The organism is Mycolicibacter longobardus, from assembly GCF_002102265.1.
GTDB lineage: Bacteria > Actinomycetota > Actinomycetes > Mycobacteriales > Mycobacteriaceae > Mycobacterium > Mycobacterium longobardum.
In genome coordinates, this window is the sequence record NZ_LQPG01000010.1 from 64,500 (window position 1) to 89,566 (window position 25,067).

25 protein-coding genes and 1 pseudogene are annotated in these 25,067 nt (G+C 68.8%); 16 read left to right on the plus strand and 10 right to left on the minus strand.

The annotated features are described in order from the left end of the window. Positions 1 to 8: 8 nt before the first annotated feature. From AWC16_RS04685 to AWC16_RS04700, 4 genes are read right to left on the minus strand one after another with little or no spacing between them, the layout of a single operon-like run. Positions 9 to 893, minus strand: coding sequence for an amino acid ABC transporter permease (locus AWC16_RS04685; RefSeq protein ID WP_085263629.1), 885 nt, complete (start codon positions 891 to 893; stop codon positions 9 to 11). After that, positions 890 to 1,567, minus strand: a complete 678-nt coding sequence (locus AWC16_RS04690; protein ID WP_085263630.1) for an amino acid ABC transporter permease — start codon at positions 1,565 to 1,567, stop codon at positions 890 to 892. The genes AWC16_RS04685 and AWC16_RS04690 overlap by 4 nt, the downstream gene beginning before the upstream one ends. After that, positions 1,564 to 2,370: a glutamate ABC transporter substrate-binding protein gene (locus AWC16_RS04695; RefSeq protein ID WP_085263631.1), complete on the minus strand. Its 807-nt coding sequence runs from the start codon at positions 2,368 to 2,370 to the stop codon at positions 1,564 to 1,566. Before AWC16_RS04695 ends, AWC16_RS04690 begins: the two co-directional genes overlap by 4 nt. Next, positions 2,370 to 3,128: an amino acid ABC transporter ATP-binding protein gene (locus AWC16_RS04700; protein ID WP_085263632.1), complete on the minus strand. Its 759-nt coding sequence runs from the start codon at positions 3,126 to 3,128 to the stop codon at positions 2,370 to 2,372. The genes AWC16_RS04695 and AWC16_RS04700 overlap by 1 nt, the downstream gene beginning before the upstream one ends. Positions 3,129 to 3,227: 99 nt before the next feature. On the opposite strand from AWC16_RS04700, the gene miaB reads away from it, so the two are divergent. Together miaB and AWC16_RS04710 are read left to right on the plus strand one after the other, a co-directional pair. After that, the gene (gene miaB, locus AWC16_RS04705) at positions 3,228 to 4,694 is read left to right on the plus strand and encodes a tRNA (N6-isopentenyl adenosine(37)-C2)-methylthiotransferase MiaB (protein ID WP_085263633.1); all 1,467 of its coding nucleotides are present in this window, start codon (positions 3,228 to 3,230) and stop codon (positions 4,692 to 4,694) included. Then, positions 4,691 to 5,287: an Rv2732c family membrane protein gene (locus tag AWC16_RS04710; RefSeq protein ID WP_085263634.1), complete on the plus strand. Its 597-nt coding sequence runs from the start codon at positions 4,691 to 4,693 to the stop codon at positions 5,285 to 5,287. Before miaB ends, AWC16_RS04710 begins: the two co-directional genes overlap by 4 nt. Positions 5,288 to 5,306: 19 nt before the next feature. Here the strand turns inward: AWC16_RS04710 and AWC16_RS04715 are convergent. Further along, positions 5,307 to 5,767, minus strand: a pseudogene (locus AWC16_RS04715) (SRPBCC family protein). Positions 5,768 to 5,849: 82 nt separating this feature from the next. Continuing rightward, the gene (locus tag AWC16_RS04720; protein ID WP_085263635.1) at positions 5,850 to 7,181 is read right to left on the minus strand and encodes a DUF349 domain-containing protein; all 1,332 of its coding nucleotides are present in this window, start codon (positions 7,179 to 7,181) and stop codon (positions 5,850 to 5,852) included. Positions 7,182 to 7,413: 232 nt separating this feature from the next. Between AWC16_RS04720 and AWC16_RS04725 the strand changes: the two genes are divergently transcribed. From AWC16_RS04725 to AWC16_RS04765, 10 genes are all read left to right on the plus strand, one after another. After that, a complete protein-coding gene (locus AWC16_RS04725) occupies positions 7,414 to 8,292 on the plus strand; it encodes a DMT family transporter (protein WP_085263636.1) in 879 nt (292 codons plus the stop codon). A 75-nt stretch (positions 8,293 to 8,367) separates the two neighbouring features. Continuing rightward, complete coding sequence (locus AWC16_RS04730; protein WP_085263637.1) at positions 8,368 to 9,285, plus strand: DMT family transporter; 918 nt, start codon at positions 8,368 to 8,370, stop codon at positions 9,283 to 9,285. Positions 9,286 to 9,295: 10 nt separating this feature from the next. Beyond that, positions 9,296 to 9,964, plus strand: a complete 669-nt coding sequence (locus AWC16_RS04735) for a class III extradiol ring-cleavage dioxygenase family protein (protein ID WP_085263638.1) — start codon at positions 9,296 to 9,298, stop codon at positions 9,962 to 9,964. Continuing rightward, complete coding sequence (miaA, locus tag AWC16_RS04740) at positions 9,961 to 10,866, plus strand: tRNA (adenosine(37)-N6)-dimethylallyltransferase MiaA (RefSeq protein ID WP_085263639.1); 906 nt, start codon at positions 9,961 to 9,963, stop codon at positions 10,864 to 10,866. The genes AWC16_RS04735 and miaA overlap by 4 nt, the downstream gene beginning before the upstream one ends. Positions 10,867 to 10,870: 4 nt before the next feature. After that, complete coding sequence (dapF, locus tag AWC16_RS04745; RefSeq protein WP_085263640.1) at positions 10,871 to 11,749, plus strand: diaminopimelate epimerase; 879 nt, start codon at positions 10,871 to 10,873, stop codon at positions 11,747 to 11,749. After that, on the plus strand, positions 11,746 to 13,155 hold the full coding sequence (gene hflX, locus AWC16_RS04750; RefSeq protein WP_085263876.1) for a GTPase HflX: 1,410 nt from the start codon (positions 11,746 to 11,748) through the stop codon (positions 13,153 to 13,155). The genes dapF and hflX overlap by 4 nt, the downstream gene beginning before the upstream one ends. A 79-nt stretch (positions 13,156 to 13,234) precedes the next feature. After that, complete coding sequence (locus AWC16_RS23830; RefSeq protein WP_133055910.1) at positions 13,235 to 13,417, plus strand: hypothetical protein; 183 nt, start codon at positions 13,235 to 13,237, stop codon at positions 13,415 to 13,417. Between the two features lie 14 nt (positions 13,418 to 13,431). Then, on the plus strand, positions 13,432 to 14,769 hold the full coding sequence (locus AWC16_RS04755) for a DEAD/DEAH box helicase (RefSeq protein ID WP_085263641.1): 1,338 nt from the start codon (positions 13,432 to 13,434) through the stop codon (positions 14,767 to 14,769). Between the two features lie 100 nt (positions 14,770 to 14,869). Next, positions 14,870 to 16,030 carry an acyl-CoA dehydrogenase family protein gene (locus AWC16_RS04760; protein WP_085263642.1) on the plus strand — a complete coding sequence of 387 codons (1,161 nt, stop codon included), beginning with the start codon at positions 14,870 to 14,872 and terminating at the stop codon, positions 16,028 to 16,030. Positions 16,031 to 16,302: 272 nt separating this feature from the next. Next, positions 16,303 to 18,240, plus strand: a complete 1,938-nt coding sequence (locus tag AWC16_RS04765) for an LGFP repeat-containing protein (protein WP_085263643.1) — start codon at positions 16,303 to 16,305, stop codon at positions 18,238 to 18,240. Here the strand turns inward: AWC16_RS04765 and AWC16_RS04770 are convergent, their stop codons facing one another. Together AWC16_RS04770 and lexA are read right to left on the minus strand one after the other, a co-directional pair. After that, a complete protein-coding gene (locus AWC16_RS04770; protein ID WP_085263644.1) occupies positions 18,241 to 18,693 on the minus strand; it encodes a nuclear transport factor 2 family protein in 453 nt (150 codons plus the stop codon). A 2-nt stretch (positions 18,694 to 18,695) separates the two neighbouring features. Next, on the minus strand, positions 18,696 to 19,385 hold the full coding sequence (gene lexA, locus AWC16_RS04775) for a transcriptional repressor LexA (protein ID WP_085263645.1): 690 nt from the start codon (positions 19,383 to 19,385) through the stop codon (positions 18,696 to 18,698). A gap of 201 nt (positions 19,386 to 19,586) precedes the next feature. On the opposite strand from lexA, the gene AWC16_RS04780 reads away from it, so the two are divergent. From AWC16_RS04780 to AWC16_RS04790, 3 genes are all read left to right on the plus strand, one after another. Continuing rightward, positions 19,587 to 20,087, plus strand: a complete 501-nt coding sequence (locus AWC16_RS04780; protein ID WP_085263646.1) for a LysM peptidoglycan-binding domain-containing protein — start codon at positions 19,587 to 19,589, stop codon at positions 20,085 to 20,087. 144 nt (positions 20,088 to 20,231) lie between these two features. Beyond that, positions 20,232 to 20,696, plus strand: coding sequence for a transcriptional regulator NrdR (gene nrdR, locus AWC16_RS04785; protein WP_085263647.1), 465 nt, complete (start codon positions 20,232 to 20,234; stop codon positions 20,694 to 20,696). 89 nt (positions 20,697 to 20,785) lie between these two features. Then, the gene (locus tag AWC16_RS04790) at positions 20,786 to 21,271 is read left to right on the plus strand and encodes a peroxynitrite isomerase (protein WP_085263648.1); all 486 of its coding nucleotides are present in this window, start codon (positions 20,786 to 20,788) and stop codon (positions 21,269 to 21,271) included. Positions 21,272 to 21,285: 14 nt separating this feature from the next. Here the strand turns inward: AWC16_RS04790 and AWC16_RS04795 are convergent, their stop codons facing one another. Both AWC16_RS04795 and sthA read right to left on the minus strand, forming a co-directional pair. Next, positions 21,286 to 22,260 (minus strand): proteasome assembly chaperone family protein, encoded by a 975-nt coding sequence (locus AWC16_RS04795; RefSeq protein WP_085263877.1) that lies wholly within the window; start codon positions 22,258 to 22,260, stop codon positions 21,286 to 21,288. Positions 22,261 to 22,430: 170 nt separating this feature from the next. Further along, entirely contained in the window at positions 22,431 to 23,846 is a 1,416-nt protein-coding gene (gene sthA / locus AWC16_RS04800; protein WP_085263649.1) for a Si-specific NAD(P)(+) transhydrogenase, read from the minus strand. 158 nt (positions 23,847 to 24,004) lie between these two features. On the opposite strand from sthA, the gene AWC16_RS04805 reads away from it, so the two are divergent. Further along, positions 24,005 to 25,063, plus strand: coding sequence for a DUF4192 domain-containing protein (locus AWC16_RS04805; protein WP_085263878.1), 1,059 nt, complete (start codon positions 24,005 to 24,007; stop codon positions 25,061 to 25,063). The last annotated feature ends 4 nt before the right edge of the window (positions 25,064 to 25,067 follow it).

The window sequence follows — 25,067 nt, forward strand, 5'->3', positions numbered from 1 at the left end:
CGCAGCGCCTAAACCACCCGGGCGCCGGGGGTGCCCTCCGGCTCGATCGGGGCCGCTTCCAAAGGAGTGTGGCGGGCCCGGCGTAGCCGGCGCTCCAGCCCGATCGCACCGGCCGACAGGACCATGTTTCCGGTGATCATGAGCGCCGCGATCACCAGCAGCGCAGGCAGGTAGTTGCTGTACTGGGAGCCGACCACGGTGCCCTGGCGCACCATCTCCACGAACGTGATCTGGTAGCCGATCGCGGTGTCCTTGAGCACCACCACCAGTTGCGATACCAGAACCGGCAGCATCGCGGTGACGGCCTGCGGCAGCAGCACCAGGCGCATCGACTTGCCCCAGCCCAGACCAAGTGCGGCGGCCGCCTCGGACTGTCCGCCGGGCAGGGCTTTCACCCCGGCCCGCACGATCTCGGCGATGACCGCGCCGTTGTAGAGGGTCAGGCCGGTGACCACTCCGGCCAGGGCGAGATGCTGCGGCGGGAAGGCATTGAGCAGGCCGTAGACGAAGTAGGCGAAGATCATCATGATGAGCACCGGGATCGCCCGGAAGAACTCCACCACCATCGCGCAACTCCAGCGGACCGGCCGGACTCTCGACAGCCGGCCGACCCCCAGAGCGACACCCAGGATCAGTGCCAGCCCGATCGACCAGGCCGCCGCGGTCAGCGTACCCACCACGCCGGGCAGCACGTAGGTCCGCCACAGGTCAGCGGTCAGGAACGGCGTCCACTTCTCGGCCGCCAGTTGGCCTTTGGCGGACAGCCGCGAATAGATCACCCAGCACAGCAGCCCGACGACAAGCACCGTGACCGCCGACAGCGCATGGTGGCGGGCGCGGGCCCGCGGTCCGGGTGCGTCGAACAGCACCGTCGCCGGTGCCGCGGACCTCATCGCGACACCGCCCAGCGCCGGTCCAGATACCCGAACAGCAGGCCCAGCGGCAGCGTGAGCACAACGAAGCCCGCGGCGAACACCGCGCCCACCCCCAGCAGGGCCGCGGTGTTCTCGGTCATCGTCTTCATCAGCAGCGCCGCTTCGGCGACGCCGATCGCGGACGCCAACGTGGTGTTCTTCGTCAGTGCGATCAGCACCGAGCCCAGCGGGATGATCACGGCACGAAAAGCCTGGGGCAACAATACGATCCGCAGGTTCTGGGTAAAGCTCAGGCCCAGCGACCGGGCGGCCTCGGCCTGCCCGATGCCCACCGTGTTGACGCCGGAACGCACCGCCTCGCAGACGAACGACGCGGTGTACACACTGAGCCCGAGCACCGCGAGCCGGAAATTGCTGTCGTCGATCGACGTCGGTGAATGCGGATCGGTCAGCGTCACGCCCAGCGTCTGGGACAGTCCGAACGAGCACAGCAGCAACAGCAGGGTCAGCGGCGTGTTGCGCACCAGGTGGACATAGGTGGCGCCCACCCCGCGCAGCACCGGAACCGGAGCCAGCCGCATCGCGGCCAGCCCGGTGCCCAGAACCAACGCGATGGCACCGGACAACACCGCCAACTCGACGGTGACGGTGAAGGCTTGCAGAATCTGGCCCCGGTATTCGGCGAACATCATCGTTCGATGGGCGGCGGGACGGGCACCGCGAAACCGGCGGCGCCGAAATTCTCCACGAACGCCGTCCGCCAGGAGCCGTCGCGTTCCATCTCCTCGATCGCGTCGTTGATCCGCCGCCGCAACCCGTCGTTGCCCTTTTGCACCCCGATCCCGTACTTCTCTTCCGAGAACCGTTTGCCGACCAGCTTGAAGGACCCGGGACTCTGGGCGGCATACCCGGCCAGGATCACGTCATCGGTGGTCACCGCGTCGATCGCATTGTTGCGCAGGGCTTCCACGCACGCTGAGTAGGTGTCGTAGCGCTGCAGTTGCACGCCCGGGTAGCGGTCCTTGATCCGCTGGGCCGGGGTCGAGCCCGACACCGAACACAGCTTCTTGTGCCGCTGCAGCGACGCGGTGCCGGTGATGTCGGTGTTGTCGGCGCGGACCAGCAGGGACTGGCCGGTGAGCAGGTAGGGGCCGGCGAAGTCGACCTTCTGCCGTCGGGAATCGGTGATCGAATAGGTAGCCACCAGGTAGTCGACCTGGCCGTTGCGCAACAGCATCTCGCGCTGGGCGGACGGGGCCTCGATCCAGGTGATGCGGTCCGGCGGGTAGCCGAGTCGCGACGCGACGTAGCGGGCCACATCGACATCGAATCCGCTGAGTGTGCCGTCCGGTTTCTTGACGCTCAACCCGGGCTGGTCGAACTTGACGCCGACGGTGATCTTGCCGCTGTCGTTGGGCGTGCACGCCACCAGCAGTGCCGACACCACCGCGAGTACGGCGCAGACCCGCATGTGCAACGTTCGCCCGGCCAGCATCAGTGATCGAGAACTTTGGCGAGAAAGTCTTGGGCGCGCGGAGACTTCGGTGCGCTGAAGAACTCCGCCGGGGCGGCGTCCTCCACGATGGCGCCGTCTGCCATGAACACCACCCGGTCGGCCGCGCGGCGGGCGAAGCCCATCTCGTGGGTGACCACCACCATGGTCATCCCGTCGTCGGCCAGGGCGGTCATCACATCGAGCACCTCGCTGATCATCTCCGGATCCAGCGCACTGGTCGGCTCGTCGAACAGCATCACCTTGGGGTCCATCGCCAGCGAGCGGGCGATCGCCACTCGCTGCTGCTGCCCTCCGGACAACTGCGCGGGGTGTTTGTCGGCCTGATCGGCCACCCCGACCCGTTCCAACAGTGCCATCGCCTGCCGCTGCGCCTGCGCCCGAGGCGTCTTATGCACCTTCATCGGTGCCAGTGTGACGTTGTCCAGGATGGTCTTGTGCGGAAACAGATTGAACGACTGGAACACCATTCCCACCTGCGCGCGTAGCCGGGCCAGCGCCGGGCCTTCGGCCGGCAGCGGCTGCCCGTCGATGGCGATGACACCGGAGTCGACGACTTCGAGCCGGTTGATGGTGCGGCACAGGGTGGACTTGCCGGAGCCCGACGGGCCGAGGATCGCCACCACCTCGCCGCGGGCGACCTGCAGATTGATGCCCTTGAGCACATGCAGGCCGCCGAAGTACTTGTTGACGTCTCGGATGGCGATCATCGGCACCGGATCCGGCCCGCCGCTGGTCATGGCATCCGACCCTACCCAGGAAGGCTGGGCCCGGGCGCCGCTATCGGCCGGGTCACTCCGATAGATCCGGGTGCGGCCAACCGCCGTACCATAGTCCGGGTGAGTTCGCCGGTGATTTCCGAACAGCTGCGCACCTACGAGGTGCGCACCTACGGCTGTCAGATGAATGTTCACGACTCCGAACGCATCGCCGGCATGCTGGAGCAGGCCGGTTACCGCCGCGCCGCCGAGGGCGCCGACGCCGACCTGGTGGTGTTCAACACCTGCGCGGTGCGGGAGAACGCCGACAACAAGCTGTACGGCAACCTGAGTCACCTGGCGCCCAACAAGCGCAGCAACCCCAACATGCAGATCGCCGTCGGCGGCTGCCTGGCCCAGAAGGACAAGGACGGCGTGCTGAGCCGGGCGCCCTGGGTGGACGTCGTCTTCGGCACCCACAACCTGGGGTCGCTGCCGGTGCTGCTGGAACGCGCCCGGCACAACCAGCGCGCCCAGGTCGAGATCGTCGAATCACTGCGGGAGTTCCCGTCCTCGCTGCCCGCCGCGCGGGAATCGGCTTATGCGGCCTGGGTTTCCATCTCTGTCGGCTGCAACAACAGCTGCACCTTCTGCATCGTGCCGTCGCTGCGCGGGCGTGAGGTGGACCGCAGCCCCGATGACATCCTCGCCGAGGTCACCGCCCTGGCTGACCAAGGCGTTCTGGAGGTGACCCTGCTGGGCCAGAACGTCAACGCCTACGGTGTCTCGTTCGCCGACCCGGCGCTGCCGCGCGACCGCGGCGCGTTCGCGTCGCTGCTGCGGGCCTGCGGACGCATCGACGGTCTGGAGCGAGTCCGATTCACCTCACCGCATCCGGCGGAGTTCACCGACGATGTCATCGAGGCGATGGCGGAGACCCCGAACGTCTGTCCCACCCTGCACATGCCGCTGCAATCCGGCTCGGACCAGGTGCTGCGCGCGATGCGCCGCTCCTACCGGGCCGAGCGCTACCTGGGCATTCTCGACCGGGTCCGGGCCGCGATTCCGGACGCGGCAATCACCACCGATCTGATCGTCGGATTCCCCGGCGAGACCGAGCAGGATTTCGCCGACACCCTCGACGTGGTGTCCGCGGCCCGATTCTCGGCCGCATTCACCTTCCAGTACTCCAAGCGGCCCGGTACGCCGGCGGCCGAGCTTCCTGATCAGCTGCCCAAAGAGGTTGTCCAGCAACGCTATGACCGTCTGATCGAGCTGCAGGAGAAGATCTCGCTGGAAGAGAACCAGGCCCAGATCGGCCGCACCGTCGAGCTGCTGGTGGCGGTCGGGGAGGGGCGCAAGGATGCCCAGACGGCGCGGATGAGCGGCCGGGCCCGCGACGGCCGGCTGGTGCACTTCGCTCCGGGGGCAGCGCAGGTCCGTCCCGGCGACGTGGTGACCACGACGGTGACCGGCGCCGCACCCCACCACATGCTGGCCGATGGGGCGCTACTGAGTCACCGGCGCACCAGGGCCGGTGATATCCACGCCGGACCGGGGCCCGGTGTCGGGCTTGGCATGCCCAAGATGCCGGGGGCGTCGTCGTGAGCGGCAGCGGGCACAACCAGGGTGACTTCGAGGCCTACCGTGCCGACATCGAAGCCGCGGAACGGCGCGTGGCGGGTGAGATCGACCCCGGCGGCAGAGGTTTGGTGGTCGCGGTCTGCGTGTTCGTACTCTTGGGCTCGTTTCTGCTGCCGCACACCGGTTCGGTCCGCGGCTGGGATGTGCTGTTCCCGGGCAACCGTACCGACGATGCACTGCTGACTCTGCCATCGCAGCTGTTCATGTGGCTGGCGCTGGTGTTCGGTGTCGGGTTCTCCCTGCTGGCCTTGATCACCCGACGTTGGGCGGTGGCCTGGGTGGCGCTGGCGGGCTCGGCGGTGGCCAGTGCGACCGGGCTCCTTGCCGTGTGGTCGCGGCAGACCGCGGTGCTCGGCGAACCGGGCCCGGGAATCGGGCTGATCCTGGCCTGGATCACGCTGGTAGTGCTGACGTTTCACTGGGCCCAGGTGGTGTGGTCGCGCACCGCGCTCCAGCTCGCCGCCGAAGAGGAGCGACGGCGCAGCACCGCGCAGCTGCAGTCGAAGAACCTGCTGGATGGTCTCGACCGCCCGAAGGACCCGCCGCCGGCCGAGTAGCCTTCGCCCGCCGGGTGCATCAGCGTCGCGGCACGTCTCCGCGCCACGCACCGGTTTCGGTGGGTTCGTTCTCGATGAAGTCCTTGAACCGTTTGAGGTCCGCGTGGACCCGATGGTCCAGGATGTTGAGTTTGTCGGCGACGTTCTCCACGAAACCATCCGGGTCGATGTCCATCTGGGTGGTCACCCGGGTGGTGTCGTCGTCGATCTTGTGGAACGTCACCACTCCACACCGTGGCTGGGACCGGCGTCGGATCGCCAGGCGACGCGTTCTTCGGGATGTTGTTCGGTGATGGTCGCGTCGAACTCACGGGTCGCCGGTCCGACCTTGATCTTCCAGTGCAGATGCGTGTCGTCGCGTTGCTTCACCTCCTCGACGCCCTCCATGAATCTCGGGAACGATTCGAACTGGGTCCATTGGTTGTAGACCGTCCGGATCGGTCGTTTGACGTCGAGCGCTGCGGTGATATTGCTGGCCATGCCCGATACCCCCAGTGAGAGTTGGTCGTTGTCACCATGGGGGGTAGCCCGCGACGGCCGATCGTCAAACCTCGGGCGTGGGTCAGCGCTTGTTGAGCGCCTTTTCGGCGGCCTGGGCCCACTGGCGCCACTGTTCGGCGCTGGCGCTGGCCTCGGCGGCCTCCTTGTCCCGGCCGGCGGCCTGCGCCTTCTGTGCCTGACGTTCGAATTGCTCGGCGCGGGTGCGGAATTGGGCTGCCCGGGCCTCGGCTTCCGGGTCGACCACGGCAGCGTCGGCGGCAGCACCGGCGTCGCGCACCTTCTTCTCCACCGCCCGCAGTCGTCGTTCCAGCTCGGCGGACCGCTCCCGGGGCGCCTTGCCGAGGGCATCCCATTTGGTGACGATCGAGCGCAGCGCGGCCCGCGCGGCGTTCTGGTTGGCCGGGTCGATCCGCTCGGCCTCGGCCAGCAGTGCCTCCTTGGCGGTGGCGTTGGCCTCGAGCTCGGCGTCGCGTTCGGCGTTGGCGGCGTTACGGGCGGAGAAGAACGTGTCCTGAGCGGCCTTGAACCGCTGCCACAGTGCCTCGTCGACATCCTTCGACGCCCGCCCGGCCGCTTTCCAGGTGGTGAGCAGCTGACGGAACGCGGCACTGGTGGCCGCCCAGTCGGTGGAGCCGGACAGCTCCTCAGCCTGCTTGCACAACCGTTCCTTTTCCTCGCGCGCCCCGGCGCGCCCGCGGTCGAGGTCGGCGAAGTGCGACCCGCGCCGCCGGTTGAAGGCGTCCCGCGCCGCCGCGTAGCGCTTCCACAGCGCGTCATCGGTCTTGCGGTCCAGGCCGGTGATCGTGCGCCACTCGTCGAGGATGGCTCGCAGCCGGTCACCGGTGGCTTTCCACTGCGTCGAGTTCGCGGCCAGCTCCTCGGCCTCGGCCGCCAGGGCCTCCTTGCGTGCTGTCGCCGCCGCCCGCTGCTCATCGCGCTCCGCCCGGTGCGCTGCGGCGATCGTGTCGGCGTGCTCGCTGACCGCTGCGATCCGGGCCGCCAGGGCGTCCATGTCGCCGAGGACACTGGCCGTGGGCAACGACTCGGCCAGCGCCGCCGCGGATGCCTTGATCTTGCGGGCGTCGCCGCTGCCGGAGGTCAGCCGCTCCTCGAGCAGGGTCACTTCGGTGCTCAGGTCGTCGTAGCGCCGGCCGAAGTGGGCGAACGCCGCCTCGGGGTCCCCGGCCTGCCAGGAGCCGATCTGCCGCTCGCCGGCCGAGGTGACCAGCCAGACCGTGCCGTCGTCGTCGACCCGCCCGAACCGATGCGGGTCGCCCGTGGGCGGTGTGACGATGACCGCGGCGGGCCGGGCACCGGGTTTGGGGCCGGGGCGGGGCCCAGGGCGAGGCCCCGGGCGTGGGGCGGGGGCGGACGAACCGCTGTCAGTGGTCATCGCTGTCGTCACCTAACCCTTCGCGGGATAACCCGCGCATCTGCCGCGCACCGCGGCGCCTTCGAACTGCCTTGAGGCATTCAAGTGCATTCAAGAGTATTCAAGCAGCTACCCGCCGCGGCGTGCCGCTAACTCGACGGAGGAGAGGCGAAGTTGGGACCGCCGCATGAACCGGGCTGTAGCCTGTCCGATCGCCGCCGGTGTCAGCGCGGCACAGAGTAGGAGGCCGGCCATGGCGAAGGAGACCGTCGCCGTGCTGCTCGCGCTCGGGGCAGCGCTGTTCATCGCGATCAGCGATGTGATCCAGCAGCGCAGCGCCCACCGGGTCGGCGGCCAGGCCATCGGGCACGCCGCGCTGTTCGCCCGGCTGCTGGCCGACCGGCGCTGGTGGGTCGGGACCGTGGCCGGGGTGGTGGGTTTCGGCCTGCAGGCCGCGGCGCTCGGACTGGGTTCGGTGCTGCTGGTGGAGTCGCTGCTGGTCACCTCGCTGTTGTTCGCCCTGCCGCTCGGTGCGCGCCAAACCGGCCGCCGCCTGGGTCGTTCGGTGTGGCTGTGGGCGGCACTGCTGGTGGTGGCCGAGACGGTCGTCATCACCGTCGGTCATCCCACCGCCGGGCAGGCCCGCGCGTCGCTGGACGCCTGGGTCTGGGTGATCGCGCTGCTGGGGCCGGTGGTGTTGTTGTGCCTGGTGGGGGCACGTGTCTTCACCGGGCCGGTGGCGGCGGTGCTGCTGGCGGCGGTGTCGGCCATCTCGTGGGGCATCGTGGCGGTGCTGACCAAGGGCGTCGTCGAGATGATCGGCCACGGCCCGCGAACGCTGCTGAGCTCCCCGGAGCTGTACGCGTGGGCGACCTTGGCGCTGGCCGGGGCGGTGTTCCAACAATCGGCGTTTCGGGCCGGAGCTCTGACAGCCTCATTGCCGACGATGACGGTGCTGGAGCCGATGGTGGCCGCCACACTGGGCGTGGTGCTGCTCGGCGAGGTGCTACGGCCCGGTCGCGAGGGCGAGTTCATCCTGGTGCTGGCGGTGGCTTTGTTGATCGCGGCGGTCGCGGCGCTGTCGCTTGACCAGGCGACCGCCGAAGACGATCCGGCCGTCGCCGCGGCGTAGTCGGCCGCCGCCGGCCTCGCGTTCCCCGGCCGTCACGCCATCTGCGGGTATTCTTGCGCGGTTGAGGAGGGGGCCATGTCGACAGGGAATGTCTTAGCGGCGTTGCTCGCGCTGTGCGCCGCGCTGGCGTCCGCGATCGGCGACGTGATCCGCCAGCGGTCGGCCCAGGAGGTCACCGACCAGCAGGTGGGCCACCTGCAACTGTTCTGGTTGTCGTTGCGCGACCTGCGGTGGTGGGGGGGCGGCGCGGCGGCGGTAGGCAACTACGTCTTGCAGGCGATGGCGCTGGCGGTGGGTTCGGTGATGCTGGTGACCGGGCTGCAGGTGACCGCGCTGCTGTTCGCACTGCCGATGTATGCCTGGCTGACCAAGCGCCGGGTCAGCAACTGGGAGTGGATGTGGGCCATGCTGCTGGCCGCGGCGCTGGCGGTGGTGGTGATTGTCGGTGACCCGACCGAGGGCAAACAGCACGCGCCGGCCAGCACCTGGATCGCGGTGTCGGCGGTGGTGGTCACGTTGTTGGTGGCCTGTGTGGTGGCTGCCCGGCGGTTCAAGGGCCGGCCGTTGGCGGCGGTGCTGCTGGCCGTGGTGGCCGGTACGTCCCTGGCGGTGTTCGCGTTGTTGACGAAGGTGCTCGTCGAGCTGATCAAGGCCGAGGGTCTGGAAGACGCGCTGGAATCGCCTGTGCTGGTGCCCTGGCTGGCGGCGACGCTCGCCGGGATGATCTTCCAGCAGTCGGCGTTTCGGGCCGGTGCGCTGACCGCGTCGATGCCGACGATGATCGTGGCCAAACCGCTGGTGGCCAGTGCGCTGGGGGTTCTGCTGCTCAACGAGCACATCCAGGCCGGCGGCATCGAGGACATCGCGGTGATCATCGGGGTGGTGGTGATCGTCATCTCGACGGCGGCACTGGCCCGCGGTGAGGCCGCCACGATCGTCGCCGAGGCCGGCGCCGACGTGGCCGAGCCGGTGGCGTCGCCGACGAGCAGCTAGCTTTGGTGCCGTGCTGGGCCCGATAGCGATCATGCCGTCGGCACCGGTGCTGGTGCCCGAACTGGCCGGCAGCGCCGCCGAGGCGGCTGAGCTGCGCGCCGCTGCGCTGGCCGCCGCCGAGGCCCTGCCGCTGCGCTGGGTGGCGGTCGGGGCCGGGCCGGACGCGGCGTATGAACCCGACAGCGCGGGCAGTTTCGCCGGATTCGGCGCCGACGTCGAGGTGCGGCTGGCACCGAACGCCCAGCGAGCGGCCGATTTGCCGTTGTGCGCGCTGGTCGCCGGGTGGGTGCGCGCTCAGATCCGGCCGGACGCGCACGTGGTGGTGCACGCCTGCGCCGATCCCGGCGCGGCGCTCGCCGTCGGCCGGGGCATGCGCGAGGAGATCGACCGGACCGCCGAGCCCGTCGGGGTGTTGGTGCTGGCCGACGGCGCCAACACCTTGACACCGGCCGCGCCGGGTGGGCACAACCCGGCCGACGTCGAGCGTCAGCGCGCCCTGGACGACGCGCTGGCCGGCGGAGACATCGCCGCCCTGGCCGGGCTACCCCCGCAGGTCGTCGGCAGGGCCGGGTTCGCAGCCCTGGCCGGGCTGGCCGGAACTGCCCCGCGCAACGTCACCCAGCTCTACCGCGGCGCCCCCTACGGGGTCGGCTACTTCGTCGGGGTCTGGCAGCCGTGAGGCCGATCGCGGTCGTCGGGCCCACCGGTACCGGCAAGTCGCAGCTCGCGCTGGACCTCGCCGTGCGCCTCGGCGGTGAGATAGTCAACGCCGACGCCATGCAGCTCTACCGCGGCATGGACATCGGCACCGCGAAGCTGTCGCCGGAAGCGCGATGCGGCATCCCGCACCATCAACTCGACGTGCTCGACGTCACCGAGACCGCCACGGTGGCCCGCTACCAGCAGGCCGCGGCGGCCGACGTGGAGGCGATCCTGGGCCGCGGCGCGGTCCCGATCATCGTCGGCGGATCGATGCTCTACCTGCAGGCGCTGCTCGACGACTGGTCGTTTCCGGCCACCGATCCAGCGGTGCGGGCCCGCTACGAACAGCGGCTGACCGAAGTCGGGGTCGCGGCGTTGCACACCGAACTGGCCGGCGCCGACCCCGCCGCGGCAGCGGCGATCCTGCCCACCGACGGCAGGCGCATCGTGCGGGCACTGGAGGTGGTGGAGCTGACCGGGCAGCCCTTCGCCGCCTCCGCGCCCACCATCGGTGCCCCGCGGTGGGACACCGTGATCATCGGATTGGACTGGGACACCGCCCTTCTCGACGAGCGGCTGTCCGCGCGCACCGACATGATGTTCGCCCACGGCCTGGTCGATGAGGTGGTGGCGCTGCTGCAGGCCGGGCTACGCGAGGGTGTCACCGCCTCCAGAGCCCTGGGCTACGCCCAGGTTATCGCCGACCTCGACTCCGGCGGCGACGGTGCCGGCGCCCGGGAACCGACCTTTGTCGGGACTCGCCGCTATGTGCGCCGGCAGCGGTCCTGGTTTCGCCGCGATCACCGCATTCAGTGGCTGGACGCGGCGGCCGACGGCCTGCTCGACGCGGCCCTGGCCGCCGCACGGCACGTATCCTGAGCACATGCTTTTCGCCAAGGGCCACGGCACCCAGAACGACTTCGTGTTGCTGCCGGACCTGGACGTGGAGCTGGACCTGACCGCCGCCGCGGTGGCGGCGCTGTGCGATCGGCGCCGCGGCCTGGGCGCCGACGGTCTGTTGCGGGTGACCACCGCGGGCGCCGCGGTGCGCGCAGGCGTGCTCGATCACCTGCCCGAAGGGGTGGCGGCCGGCGACTGGTTCATGGACTATCGCAATGCCGACGGGTCGGTGGCCGAGATGTGCGGCAACGGGGTCCGGGTTTTCGCCCACTACCTGCGGGCGGCCGGCCTGGAACCCCGCGACGAGTTCGTGGTCGGCTCGTTGGCCGGGCCGCGCCCGGTGACCGTGCACCACGCCGACGATGTGCGGGCCGAGATCACCGTCGACATGGGCAAACCGAACCGGTTGGGAAGCGGGGGCCAGGCCTTTGAAGCCGTCGTCGGCGGGCGGCGGTTTGCGGGGCTGGCCGTTGATGTCGGAAACCCGCACCTGGCCTGTGTGGATCCCGGGCTGTCGGCCGCAGATCTGGCCGCCCTGGACGTCGGCGCACCCGTGTCGTTCGACGCCGCCCAGTTCCCGAACGGAGTGAACGTGGAGATCCTGACCGCACCGCATGACGGCGCGGTGTCGATGCGGGTGCATGAGCGCGGAGTGGGCGAGACCCGATCGTGCGGCACCGGCACGGTGGCCGCCGCGGTGGCGGCCCTGGCGCACACCGGCGCGTCTACCGGCACGCTGCGCGTCGACATACCCGGTGGGCAGGTCAGCGTCACCGTCACCGAGGCCACCAGCTATCTGCGCGGCCCGTCGGAGCTGGTGGCCCGCGGTGACATCGCACCGCAATGGTGGGCGGCGCAGTGAGTTATCCGGACTCGGGGCCGCAGCCCAGCACCGGTGAGCTGGCCCTCGACGATCGCGCTGCGCTGCGCCGGGTCGCCGGGCTGTCCACCGAACTCGCCGACATCTCCGAGGTCGAGTACCGCCAACTGCGGCTGGAACGAGTGGTGTTGGTCGGTGTGTGGACCGAGGGCACCGCCGCCGAGGCCGACGCCAGCATGGTGGAGCTGGCGGCGTTGGCCGAAACCGCGGGCTCGGAGGTGCTCGAGGGCCTGATCCAGCGTCGGGAGCGGCCCGACCCGGCCACCTACATCGGTTCGGGGAAGGCACAGGAGTTGAGGGAGATGGTGTTGGCGAGCGGCGCGGACACCGTGATCTGTGACGGCGAGCTGTCCCCGGCTCAGCTGACCGCGCTGGAAAAGGCGGTCAAAGTCAAGGTGATCGACCGGACCGCGCTGATCCTCGACATCTTCGCCCAACACGCCACCAGTGCCGAGGGCAAGGCGCAGGTGGCGCTGGCCCAGATGCAGTACATGCTGCCGCGGCTGCGTGGCTGGGGTGAGTCGATGTCGCGGCAGGCCGGTGGCCGGGCCGGTGGCAGCGGCGGCGGGGTGGGGCTGCGCGGCCCCGGTGAGACCAAGATCGAGACCGATCGGCGCCGAATCCGGGAACGGATGGCCAAGCTGCGCCGTGAGATCAAGGCGATGAAGCAGGTGCGCGACACCCAGCGCAGTCGTCGCCGGCACAGTGACGTCCCGTCGGTGGCGATCGTCGGCTACACCAACGCCGGCAAGTCCAGCCTGCTCAACGCGCTGACCGGTGCCGGGGTGCTGGTTCAGGATGCACTGTTCGCCACCCTCGAACCCACCACGCGCCGTGGGTATTTCGAGGACGATCGGCCCTTCGTGCTGACCGACACCGTCGGTTTCGTGCGGCATCTGCCCACCCAGCTGGTGGAGGCATTCCGCTCCACCCTGGAGGAAGTCGCCGACGCCGACCTGCTGGTGCACGTGGTGGACGGCTCCGACCCCGCACCACTGGCGCAGATCAGCGCGGTGCGCGAGGTGGTCTCCGAGGTCATCGCCGAGCATGACGGCCAGCAGGTCCCAGAACTGCTGGTGGTCAACAAGATTGACGCCGCCGGCGATCTGGCATTGGCTCAGCTGCGGCGCGCGCTGCCCGAGGCGGTGTTCGTCTCGGCGCACACCGGCGAGGGTATCGACGCGCTGCGCCGCCGGATGGGGGAGCTGGTGGCACCGGTCGACACCGCCGTGGATGTCGTCATTCCTTATGGTCGGGGCGATTTGGTTGCGCGGGTGCATGAACAGGGCAGGGTGTCCCACGCCGAGCACGGCGAAGGCGGCACCCGGATTCGCGCCCGCGTTCCCGCCGCGCTGGCCGCCAGCCTGCGGGAATTCGGCCCGTCCTAGCAGTGCCTTCTCCCGTGTGATCGGTCACAAGAGTTTCGGAGAACCCGCACCGGTGGGCTAGGCTCGAACCAACGCCGGTGTGAAAGAAGTGACGCCAGCACGTCGTGGAACGCTTACTCACCTTCGACAATCGAAGGTCAACGGTGCGATCCAGCACAAGCTCTTCTCGCGGCGATCGATTTTGCCCACCGGCAATCTCGCCACTTTGCGCCCTCAGCCGCTCGATCTCGTCGTCGCGGACCGCAGCGCAACCGATGCCTGAAAGGCACCGTACTCATGACTGCATCTTTTGTATCCTTTGGCACCCTCGGCGTGCCCGCACCACTTGTGGCGGCGCTGAACGACAACGAAATCACCGCTGCGTTCCCGATTCAGATCCGTACCCTGCCCGACACCCTGACCGGCCGTGATGTGCTGGGCCGCGGAAAGACCGGCAGCGGCAAGACGCTGGCGTTCTCAATTCCCTTGGTAGCCAGGCTGGCCGACGTCAAGCGAAGCCCCAACAGGCCGTCGGGCCTGGTGCTGGCACCCACCCGTGAGCTGGCCACCCAGATCACCGAGACGGTGAAACCGCTTGCGGCGGCTTACGGGTTGAAGGTCACCACCATCTTCGGCGGGGTGTCGCAGAGCCGGCAGGAGACCGCGCTGCGCGGCGGCGTCGACATCGTGGTGGCCTGCCCCGGACGCCTCGAAGACCTGATGAAGCAGCGGCTGATCAGCCTGGACGCGGTGCAGGTCACCGTGCTCGACGAGGCCGACCACATGGCCGATCTCGGCTTTCTGCCCGGTGTCACCCGGATTCTGGCCGCCACGCCCGCCACCGGCCAGCGGCTGCTGTTCTCGGCGACGCTGGACAACGGGGTGGACAAGCTGGTGCGGCGCTTCCTGCACGACCCGGTATCGCATTCGGTCGATGACATCGCGGCGCCTCCGCCGGCCATGACCCATCACGTGTTTCACGTCGCGGGGGCTCAGGACAAGAAAGACCTGGTGCACCGGTTGGCGTCCGGCACCGGCCGGCGAATTCTGTTCATGCGCACCAAGCATCAGGCGCGCAAGCTCGCCAAACAGCTGACCGAGGCCGGGATTCCGTCGGTCGACCTGCACGGCAACCTGTCCCAGCCGGCCCGTGACCGCAACCTGGCCGCGTTCAGCACCGGGGCGGCCCGGGTGCTGGTGGCCACCGACATCGCCGCGCGCGGCGTGCACGTCGACGAGGTGCAGCTGGTGGTCCACGTTGACCCACCGGCCGAGCACAAGGCCTATCTGCACCGTTCGGGCCGTACGGCACGCGCGGGCAGCGCCGGTGACGTGGTGACCGTCGTGCTGCCCGAACAGCGCAAGGACACCCAGGTGCTGTTGCGCCGGGCCGGGATCACCGTCGCCCCGCAGCAGGTGGGCGCGGACTCCGTGCCGGTGCAGGCGCTGGTCGGCGAGGTCGCCCCGGTACAGATGCCCGCCCCCAAGGTGGCCCCGCCTACGCGTCCCGCCTCACCCAAGGCAGCGGGCCGGGGATCGGGCAGCGGACGGCGGCGTCGCGGTGCGGCGCCGGGAGCCTCCCAGCGTCCGGCACGGCGGGGCGGCCCGCGCCGGACCGGGGCGGACGCGCGGTAGCCGCACGGTTTCGGTGCGATAACCCGGACCGCCGGACCTCCCAACCATCCGGTTGGTCTATTGTCGTCGGAAAGTTCCTGTCGATCTCGGAGGTCAGGCGATGAGCGCCGCAATCAAATACCAGCGATCCCTGTTCGAGCCCGAACACGAGCTGTTCCGGGAGTCGTTCCGCGCCTTCCTGGACCGCCACGCCGCCCCCTACCAGGAGGAGTGGGAGAAGGCCAAGATCGTCGACCGCTCCGTGTGGCTGGAGGCCGGCAAGCAGGGCTTCTTGGGCATGGCGGTGCCGGAGGAGTACGGCGGCGGCGGCAACCCCGACTTCCGCTACAACACGATCATCACCGAGGAAGTCACCGCGGGCCGCTACAGCGGCCTGGGTTTCAGCCTGCACAACGACGTCTGCGCCCCCTACCTGCTGGAACTGTGCAACGAGGAGCAGAAGCAGCGCTGGCTGCCCAAGTTCTGCACCGGTGAGTTGATCACCGCGATCGCCATGACGGAGCCGGGCACCGGCAGTGACCTGCAGGGCATCAAGACCCGCGCGGTCAAGCAGGGCGACCACTACGTCCTGAACGGATCCAAGACGTTCATCACCAACGGCATCCACTCCGACCTGGTGATCGTCGTCGCCCAGACCGACCCGGAGAAGGGCGCGCAGGGCTTCAGCCTGTTGGTCGTGGAGCGCGGCATGGAGGGCTTCGAACGCGGCCGGCACCTGGACAAGATCGGTCTGGACGCCCAGGACACCGCCGAGCTGTCGTTCACCGACGTGCACGTCCCAGTGGAGAACCTGCTCGGCGAGGAGGGCATGGGCTTCATCTACCTGATGCAGAACCTGCCGCAGGAGCGAATCTCGATCGCGATCATGGCCGCTGGGGCGATGGAGGCGGTGCTGGAGCAGACGATCCAGTACACCAAGGAGCGCAAAGCGTTCGGCAAGCCGATCGGCAGTTTCCAGAACAGCCGGTTCCTGCTGGCCGAGCTGGCCACGGAAGCCACCGTGGTGCGGATGATGGTCGATGAGTTCGTCCGGCTGCACCTGGACAAGAAGCTGACGGTGGAGCAGGCGGCGATGGCCAAGTGGTACTCGACCGAGAAGCAGGTGCACCTGATCGACCGGTGCCTGCAGCTGCACGGCGGCTACGGCTACATGCGCGAATACCCGGTCGCGCGGGCCTATCTGGACGCCCGTGTTCAAACGATTTACGGCGGCACCACCGAGATCATGAAAGAGATCATCGGTCGCAGCCTCGGCGTTTAGTCCGGGGGCATCGGGCATGCCTGGGCGTTGCGCCCGGGCGGGCCGGAGCTTGCTACCTGCGGATTTAGGCGTGTGGACCCTTCATCGCGCCGGGGCGCGTATGGCATCATTTCGGCATCGGGTGGGTATCTGTTTCCGCAATATCGGTGACTTGGCTTCGCAATACGGGCCGATTGCGGGAAAGTCTATGCCGGGAATATTTGCGTCGATAATGATGCCTGGGAGGGCCGGTGGCTAATCGGAAAGATCGTTTCGGCAAGACGGCGGTGCGCATGGCGCTCGGCCTCGCGGCGACGGTCACCGTGCTGTTGTCGGTGCAGACCGCGACGGCGTCGCCGGACAGCGACGCCCATGACGCCATCACGGCGGCATGGCAGGCGGCCGGCGGTGACGGGTCGCCACTGGGCGCTCCCAAGGGCGACGTGCACCCCGCCGGCCCCGGGTTCGCTCAGGACTTCAACGGCGGCACGATCTACTTCACCCCGGAGACCGGAGCCAAGGCGCTCTACGGCGCGATCCTGGACAAGTACGAGTCGCTGGGCGGTGCGGCGAGCGGTGGTCTCGGGTTCCCCAACAGCGATGAGGTGGCCGGGCTGGTCCCGGACAGCCGGCTCGCCACCTTTTCCGGTGCCGACAACCCGCTGATCTACTGGACGTCTGAGCACGGCGCTCACGTGGTGCGCGGGCCGATCAACGCCGGCTGGGACAAGCTGGGCAGCTCCACTGGTGCGCTCGGCGTGCCGGTCGAGGACGAGCACTACGACGGCGCCGTCGTCACGCAGAAGTTCAGCGCCGGCGCGCTGTCCTTCGACAGCGCGACCAAGACGTTCACCACCGTGCCGCCCGAACTGGCGGCCCAGCTCGCCGACGTGCAGGCCCAGGTCGACCCGACCGCGGCCATCGACCAGGTCTGGCGCAGTGCCGGTGGTCCGTCCGGTGCACTCGGGGCCAAGCAGGGTGACGAATACCAGGTCGGCGAGAACGGCGTGGGCCAGGATTTCGCCCGCGGCAAGATCTACTTCAGTCCGGTCACGGGGGCCAACGCGCTCGAGGGTGAGGTCTTGGCCAAGTACGAATCGCTGGGCGGGCCTGCCGGCAGTGACCTGGGCTTCCCGATCACCAGTACGGCCGACGGCGCCGTCTCCGGCAGCAAGTTCAATTCGTTCGCTGCCGAGGACGAGCCGGTGATCTTCTTCAGCCCCGACAACGGCGCCTTCGTGGTGCGCAGCGCGATGAAGGCCGCCTGGGACAAGCTCGACGGAGCGTCCGGAAAGCTGGGCGCCCCGGTGGGTGACCAGACCGTCGACGGCGACGTGGTGTCGCAGAAGTTCACCGGCGGGCTGATCGCCTGGAACCAGGCCACCAACACCTTCAGCACCGAACCCGCTGACCTGGCGCAGGCGCTGTCGGGCCTCCAGATCCCCGGGATGAACCTGCCGGACGGCAGCACGGCCACCTCCAGCGGCGCCGGTAGGGAGACGCACTGGAATTGGATGTGGGTGCTGATCCCGGTCGCGGTGCTCGCGGTGCTGGGGGCGCTCGCCGGTGCGGCGATGTGGTGGCAGCGGCGTCGTCCGGTTCCGGCGCCGCCCCGCGCGCCGATCGCGATGCCCGCCCCGGTCACCGACGACTACGACGACGATGACGAGCAGTGGGCCCACCATGACCACCGCGGGGACCCCCGCGAGCACGAGGGCACGGTCCGGCTGCCGAGTCGCTATGGCTCGTCGTCCTACGCGCCGGAGCCGGAACTGTCCACCTCGTCGATCCCGGACGCGCCGTGGTTGCACTACGGCGAGGCCGAGGCTGACGTCGATGACGAGGACGAGGCCGACACCGCGCCGACCCGGGTGGTGACCGAGGAGGATTTCGGTACCGGCCGGCATTCGGTGGGCCACGGAATCGCCGGGGCCGAACCCCGCACCTTCGGCGCCGGCGTCACGGAGACGCGGCCGTTCGGTTCCGCCCCGGAGCCCCGCATGTTCGGCGCGGAACCGCGCACGTTCGGCGCCGACGAATCGGCGCATCCGGTGATGCACTTGCCGCTGGATGACCCCTACCAGCAGCCGGCGGGCTATCCGATCAAGGCGAACATCGGCTCGGGGCTCTACTACACCCCGCAGAATGCGCTGTATGACGACACCCTCGCCGAGATCTGGTTCGCCACCGAGGAGGCGGCGCGCCTCAACGGCTTCACCAGGGCTGGCTGATCACCGCAGCGGCAGCGGCACGCTTCTCTCCCTGGACGGGCGGGGCCCGAAGATGCGTCGCTGCTCTGCGGTGATGGGGATGTCGTTGATGCTGGACTCGCGGCGGCTCATCCGGCCGTCCGCGGCGAACTCCCACAGCTCGTTGCCGTAGCTGCGCCACCACTGGCCGTCCGCGTCGCAGCATTCGTACTGATAGCGCACCGCGATTCGGTTTTCCTGGTAGCACCAGAGCTCTTTGCGCAGCGCATAGTCGCGTTCAGCGGCCCACTTGCGCCGCAGGAATGTCTCGATCGCCGGACGTCCGGTGATGAACTCGTCGCGGTTACGCCACACCGAGTCCTCGGTGTAGGCCAGCGCCACGCGCGCGGGATCCCGGGTGTTCCAGGCGTCCTCGGCGGCCTGGACCTTGCGTCGCGCCGACTCCTCATCGAAAGGTGGGCACGGCGCGAACATCGTCAGATCTTCCGGATGACGGTGACGACCTTGCCCAGCACCACCGCGTCGTTGCCCGGGATGGGGTCGAACACGGGGTTGTGCGGCATCAGCCACACCTGACCGCCGGTGCGTTTGAAGGTCTTGACGGTGGCTTCGCCGTCGATCATGGCAGCCACGATGTCGCCGTTGTCGGCGACGTTCTGCTGGCGCACCACCACCCAGTCGCCGTCGCAGATCGCGGCGTCGACCATTGACTCGCCGACCACCTTGAGCAGGAACAGTTCTCCTTCGCCCACCAATTCGCGGGGGAGCGGGAACACATCCTCGACGGCTTCCTCGGCCAGGATCGGCCCGCCGGCCGCGATCCGGCCGAGGACCGGCACGAAGGTGGGCTCGGGGAGCGCATCCGAGCCGGCGAAGTCGGTTCGCTGTGCGGCTTCGGCGGGGGCTGACTCCTCCGGGCCGCGGACGTCGACGGCGCGGGGGCGGTTGGGGTCACGGCGCAGATAGCCCTTGCGTTCCAGCGTGCGAAGCTGGTGTGCGACCGAAGAAGTCGAGGTCAGCCCGACCGCGTCGCCGATCTCGCGGATGCTCGGCGGGTAACCCCGCTCGTTCACCGAGGCGCGGATGACGTTCAGGATGGTGCGCTGCCGGGCGGTCAGCGGTGAACCAGACGCTGACGCCGCCGTATTACTGCTGCTGTCGCTCATAGGAGCGAATCTAGTCGCATGCCGGTGATTTATCAAACATGTGTTCGAGGCGTGTCGCGCGGGCGTTCGAACTTGTCGGACCCCTTCGCTAATGTTTTCGACAACGAATCGATCACATGTTCGGACATCGAACATACAATCGATTAGTATTCGAACAGTCGAGCGAACAGGGTCGCCGACGCCGAGTGAGGGAGAACCGCCATGATGCTCATCGACACCGTCACCCCGAGCTTCGAATCCGCCCGTCCCGAGCGGGTCAGGGTGCATCGCGGCCCCGGAACGTCCGGTCGCGCGTACCCGGTGCAGACCCGTCCGGTGCGTCTGGCCCGGTCCCGGCCCGGTGGCGCACCACTGCGGCACCGCGGTGCCGGGGTGCTGATGTCACGCACTCCGCACCGGCCGCAGCCGGTCAAGGCCATCACCCCGGCGACCACCGTCGCGCTGGCACTGATCGCCGCGGCGATCACCGTGTGGCTCGGCCTGATCGCCCAGTTCGGCGCGGCGGCCGCAGGCGGAGGAACCGCGGTGCCGGAGCAGCTCGGTGTGGTGCGCGTCCAGAGTGGCGAGAGCCTGCAGCGCCTGGCGGCCCGGGTCGCACCCGACGCGCCGACCGGCCAGGTCGTCGAACGCATTCGCGAGCTCAACAGTTTGGAGTCGGTGGCCCTGGATGCCGGCCAGACGCTGATCGCGCCGCTCGGCTGACGTTCGGTGTCGGTTCGCTCGCCGCTGGCGCCTGGGGTGGCCCACTTCCGGGGACCTGCGCAGGTACGCTCGCAGTTGTCCCAGTGGTCCGAGGTGCCTCAGCCTTCTGAGGAACCGGGCTCCCGGCACGGCGAAGGAGCGGCAATGCACTGCCCGTTTTGTCGCCATCCAGACTCCCGGGTGGTGGATTCCCGCGAAACCGATGAGGGCCAGGCCATCCGGCGCCGCCGGTCCTGTCCGGAATGCGGCCGCCGCTTCTCCACCGTGGAGACCGCGGTGCTGGCGGTGGTAAAACGCAGCGGCGTCACCGAGCCGTTCAGCCGCGAGAAGGTCATCAGCGGGGTACGCCGGGCCTGCCAAGGCCGCCAGGTCGACGACGACGCGCTGAATCTGCTGGCCCAGCAAGTGGAAGACGCGGTGCGGGCCGCGGGTTCGCCGGAGATCCCCAGTCACGAGGTGGGCCTGGCGATTCTGGGTCCACTGCGCGAGCTCGATGAAGTGGCCTATCTCCGATTCGCCTCGGTCTACCGGTCCTTCTCGTCGGCGGCTGACTTCGAGCGGGAGATCGAGGCGCTGCGCGAGCACCGCGAGGTGCCCAGTACCGGTTAAGGTCTGCTTGACCGCACCCCGCTGGGCTGATGGCGGCGACCCGCTTCGCCTGGCTCCGCCGCGCTTGCGGTCGCCGCTACGCTCACTGCATGGCACCCGAGCTGCATCCGAATCTTGCGGAGCTGGCACCGCTGTTGGGCACCTGGTCCGGCCGGGGCTCCGGGGTTTACCCCACGATCGCGCCGTTCGACTACCTCGAAGAGGTGGTGTTCTCACACGTCGGCAAACCGTTCCTGGTGTACGGCCAGAAGACCAAGTCGGCAGCCGACGGCCTGCCCCTGCACGCCGAGACCGGGTATCTGCGGGTACCGCAACCCGGCCGGATCGAATGGGTGCTGGCACATCCGAGCGGCATCAGCGAGATCGAGGTCGGCAGCTACACGCTGACCGCCAACGGTGTGGAACTCGAGATGTCCGCGCCGACGATCGGGCTGACGCCGACGGCCAAAGAAGTGGCCGTCCTGAGCCGGCACTATCGCCTCGACGGTGACGAGTTGTCCTACACGCTGGACATGGGCGCGGTCGGTCAGCCGGCGCAGAACCACCTGACCGCCACGCTTCGGCGAACTGGGTAGGCCTCGGCGACCCGTCAGTCGTCGCCGTCGAGATTCTTCTTCGCCTCCTGCGCCAGGAAGCGTTCGAACTCGGCGCCGAGCTCGTCGGCGCTGGGCAGCTCCTCGTCGCGGGTCAGCAGCGAGCGGTTCTTCTGGGCGGCGATGAACGCGTCGTACTGGTGTTCCAGGGCCGTCACCACCTGCGCCACTTCGGCGCTCGCCTCGACCTGTTCGTCGATCTTGGCGCGGATGACGGCCGCCGCGTCGCGGAGCTCGGCCAGCGGCAGCTCCAGGGCGCCGGTCTGGGCGGCCTGCTTGAGCAGGGCTTCGGCGGCCTCCGGGTAGTCGGTTTGGGCCACGTAGTGCGGCACGTGCACGGTGAAGCCGACCACCTCGTGACCGTGCTGAGCCATCCGGTACTCCAGCAGGTTGGAGGCGCTGCCCGGGACCTGAACCTCGGTGATCCACGGGGTGAATTCGCTGATCAACTCACGGTTGTTGGAGTGCGCGGTCAGCGTCACCGGCCGGGTGTGCGGTACCGCCATCGGGATGGTGCCCAACCCGATGGTCCGGCGCACCCCGAGCCGCTCGGCCAACAGCCGTACCGCATTGATGAACCGCTCCCACTTCAGGTCCGGCTCCATGCCGGCCAGCAGCAGAAACGGAGTCCCCGCGCTGTCGCGCAACGCGTACAGGCTGAGCTCGGGCTCCTGGTAGTTGGTGAAGTGGTCGGACTTGAACGTCATCACCGGCCGCCGGGACCGGTAGTCGAGCAGGTCGTCGATGGCAAACGACGCCACCAGCTCACTGTCGAGGGAGGACTTGAGGTGCCCGGCCGCCAACCGGATCGCATGGCCGGCATCGGAGAAGCCCTCCAGCGCGTGGATCAGCACCGGGCCCGCGCCGTCCGCCGACGTCAGCTGCGGCGCCGGAACCTCCAGCTCGTACATGCCGCCCTGCTCGGCCTGGTAATGCCGGTCCCGTTCGGGAGTGTCCGGATAGTCGGCCATCGCGTTCGCCTCCTCATCGTGCGAATCTGCTGTGGATCGCACCGTCTAGTTTCCCCCATGTCGACCGCACCGGAAAACGGTGCGCGTATGTGTTACGAACGCACGTGAGCGCCGGCCGCATTCCCCAGGGGTGTGACGTTCGCTCAGCGATGAAATCCCCGGTAGGCGTCTCAGCCGCGGAACTGCTGCAGGGCCCGCATCTTGTTCATCACGTCCAGCGCCGCGTTCTTGTACGCCTCGGAGAACGTCGGGTAGTTGAAGACCGCGTCCACCAGGTATTCCACCGTGCCGCCACACCCCATGACCGCTTGGCCGATATGCACCATCTCGGTTGCGTTGGTGCCGAAGATGTGCACGCCGAGCAGTTTCAGATCGGTTGTCGACACCAGCAGCTTGAGCATTCCGTAGGAGTCGCCGGCGATCTGGCCGCGGGCCAGTTCCCGGTACCGGGCCACCCCCACCTCATAGGGGATCGCGTCGCGGGTCAGTTCCAGTTCGGTCGCCCCGACGTAGGAGACCTCCGGGATCGAGTAGATCCCGATCGGTTGCAGGTCGGTGATCCCGTCGGTCGGTTCGCCGAATGCGTGATAGGCGGCCAGCCTGCCCTGCTCCATCGATGTCGCGGCCAGCGCGGGGAAGCCGATCACGTCACCGACGGCGTAGATGTGGCCCACGCTCGTCTTGAACTGCTGGTCGACGATGATCCGGCCACGGTTGTCGCTCGCCAGGCCGGCGTTGGCCAGATCGAGGTGGTCGGTGTGGCCCTGTCGCCCGGCCGAGTACATCACCGTCTCGGCGGGAATCTGCTTGCCGCTGGCCAAGGTGGTGACGGTGCCGTTGGGACTGACATCGACAGCGGTCACCTCTTCACCGAACCGGAAAGTCACCGCCAGATCGCGCAGGTGGAATCGCAGGGCTTCGACCACCTCCGGATCGCAGAACTCCAGCATCGACTCCCGCTTCTCAACCACCGTCACCCGGGTTCCCAGGGCCGCGAACATCGACGCGTACTCGATCCCGATCACACCGGCGCCGACCACCACCATCGACGCCGGGATGAACTTCAGGTCGAGGATTCCGTCGGAGTCCAGCACCCGCTCCTCGTCGAACGTGACCCCGGATGGCCGGACCGGCTGGGTCCCGGTCGCGATCACGATGTAATCGCCGGTGACAGTGGTTGTTTCGGCTCCGCCCGGTCCCTCGACGACGATCGTGTGCGGGTCGACGAATCGGCCGTGGCCGACCAGCAGGTCGACGCGGTTGCGCATCAACTGGTTGCGCACCACCTCGGTTTCCCGGCCGATCACATGCTGGGTGCGGGCCAGCAGATCCGCCGGTGTGATCTTGTCCTTGACCCGGTAGCTGGCGCCATAGAGGTCCCGCTGATTCATCCCGGTGAGATACAGCACCGCTTCACGCAGCGTCTTGGATGGAATGGTGCCGGTGTTGACGCAGACCCCGCCGATCATCCGGCCGCGTTCTACCAACGCAACCGACTTGCCGAGCTTGGCTGACGCGATGGCGGCCTTCTGTCCCCCCGGACCTGAACCGATCACGATGACGTCGTACTCCCGTTTCGAATCCATGACACAGACAATTCCATGACACAGACGATTGCGCCCCATTGGTCGCTTCGTGCATCTCGAACACGATCGGCTCACAGTTGCCGGTTCATCCACAAAGTTGTGGCTCACGCCGACCGGGCGGGTCCCCGATGACGGTGGCGGTCGTCAACGTTGCTGCCATGACGACGAAGCAACCGGAATTCACACTGAACCGGCCCGGAGCGCTGATCGCCGCGCTGCCGGCCATCCTCGGCTTCGTGCCGGAGAAATCCCTGGTCCTGGTTTCGGTGGACGGGGGTGAACTGGGCTCGGTGCTGCGAGTCGATCTGTCCGACGAACTCGTCGACACCGTCGGCCACCTCGCGGACATCGCCGCGGCTGGGGCTCCTGCGGCGGCGATCGCCGTGATCGTCGACGCTCAGGGGGCGCGCTGTCCGGTCTGCAATGACGAGCATCGCCGGCTGATCGCCGCCCTGACCGAGGAGTTGTCGCGCCACGACATTCTGCTGTTGAGCACGCATGTGGTGGACCGGGTGGCACACGGCGGGCGGTGGCACTGCGTCGACGGCTGCGGCGCCGGTGGCCGGGTCGACGACCCGGGGTCCTCGCCGTTGGCGGCCGCCGCGGTGCTGGAGGGCAGGCGTCTTTATGCCCGCCGTGCGGACCTGCAGGCGGTGATCACTCCCGACGACGCCGCGCGCAGTGCCGCGGTGGCCGCCCTGATCGACGACTGTGCGGCGGATCGGGCCGCAGCGGGGGAGAGCGATCCGCGGGATCGGGCCCGCCGCGACGTCGAACAGGTGCTGGCCGCCGTCGTCGCACTGGCGGCCGGCCGGGAACCGGCCGAGGCGGAGCTGGCGCGGCTGGGCTGTCCGCTCACCGACGTGCTTGTCCGGGACACCTTGTGCGCGTTGGCGATCGGCGAACACGCCTCCGATGCGGAGATGCTGTGGTCGGCCCTGGCACGCGCCCTGCCCGAGCCGTGGCGGGCGGAGGCACTGGTGCTGTTGGCGTTCAGCGCCTATGCGCGTGGGGACGGGCCGCTGGCCGGGGTGTCATTGGAGGCTGCCTTGCGCTGTGCGCCGGAGCACCGGATGGCGGGCCTGCTTGATACGGCGTTGCAGTCGGGTCTGAGGCCGGAGCGCATCCGCGGCTTGGCTGATACCGGCTATCGGCTGGCGCACCAGCTCGGTGTGCAGCTGCCGCAGCGGCAGACCTTCGGTCAGCGGGCGGGGTGAAGTG

Coding starts and splice junctions, on each gene's coding strand:
- AWC16_RS04685 (WP_085263629.1), bottom strand. CDS start 893: ATGAGGTCCGCGGCACCGGCGACGGTGCTGTTCGACGCACCCGGACCG.
- AWC16_RS04690 (WP_085263630.1), bottom strand. CDS start 1,567: ATGATGTTCGCCGAATACCGGGGCCAGATTCTGCAAGCCTTCACCGTC.
- AWC16_RS04695 (WP_085263631.1), bottom strand. CDS start 2,370: ATGCTGGCCGGGCGAACGTTGCACATGCGGGTCTGCGCCGTACTCGCG.
- AWC16_RS04700 (WP_085263632.1), bottom strand. CDS start 3,128: ATGACCAGCGGCGGGCCGGATCCGGTGCCGATGATCGCCATCCGAGAC.
- AWC16_RS04720 (WP_085263635.1), bottom strand. CDS start 7,181: ATGACCACTGACAGCGGTTCGTCCGCCCCCGCCCCACGCCCGGGGCCT.
- AWC16_RS04725 (WP_085263636.1), top strand. CDS start 7,414: ATGGCGAAGGAGACCGTCGCCGTGCTGCTCGCGCTCGGGGCAGCGCTG.
- AWC16_RS04730 (WP_085263637.1), top strand. CDS start 8,368: ATGTCGACAGGGAATGTCTTAGCGGCGTTGCTCGCGCTGTGCGCCGCG.
- dapF (WP_085263640.1), top strand. CDS start 10,871: ATGCTTTTCGCCAAGGGCCACGGCACCCAGAACGACTTCGTGTTGCTG.
- AWC16_RS04755 (WP_085263641.1), top strand. CDS start 13,432: ATGACTGCATCTTTTGTATCCTTTGGCACCCTCGGCGTGCCCGCACCA.
- AWC16_RS04760 (WP_085263642.1), top strand. CDS start 14,870: ATGAGCGCCGCAATCAAATACCAGCGATCCCTGTTCGAGCCCGAACAC.
- AWC16_RS04765 (WP_085263643.1), top strand. CDS start 16,303: ATGGCGCTCGGCCTCGCGGCGACGGTCACCGTGCTGTTGTCGGTGCAG.
- AWC16_RS04770 (WP_085263644.1), bottom strand. CDS start 18,693: ATGTTCGCGCCGTGCCCACCTTTCGATGAGGAGTCGGCGCGACGCAAG.
- lexA (WP_085263645.1), bottom strand. CDS start 19,385: ATGAGCGACAGCAGCAGTAATACGGCGGCGTCAGCGTCTGGTTCACCG.
- AWC16_RS04780 (WP_085263646.1), top strand. CDS start 19,587: ATGATGCTCATCGACACCGTCACCCCGAGCTTCGAATCCGCCCGTCCC.
- nrdR (WP_085263647.1), top strand. CDS start 20,232: ATGCACTGCCCGTTTTGTCGCCATCCAGACTCCCGGGTGGTGGATTCC.
- AWC16_RS04790 (WP_085263648.1), top strand. CDS start 20,786: ATGGCACCCGAGCTGCATCCGAATCTTGCGGAGCTGGCACCGCTGTTG.
- AWC16_RS04795 (WP_085263877.1), bottom strand. CDS start 22,260: ATGGCCGACTATCCGGACACTCCCGAACGGGACCGGCATTACCAGGCC.
- sthA (WP_085263649.1), bottom strand. CDS start 23,846: ATGGATTCGAAACGGGAGTACGACGTCATCGTGATCGGTTCAGGTCCG.
- AWC16_RS04805 (WP_085263878.1), top strand. CDS start 24,005: ATGACGACGAAGCAACCGGAATTCACACTGAACCGGCCCGGAGCGCTG.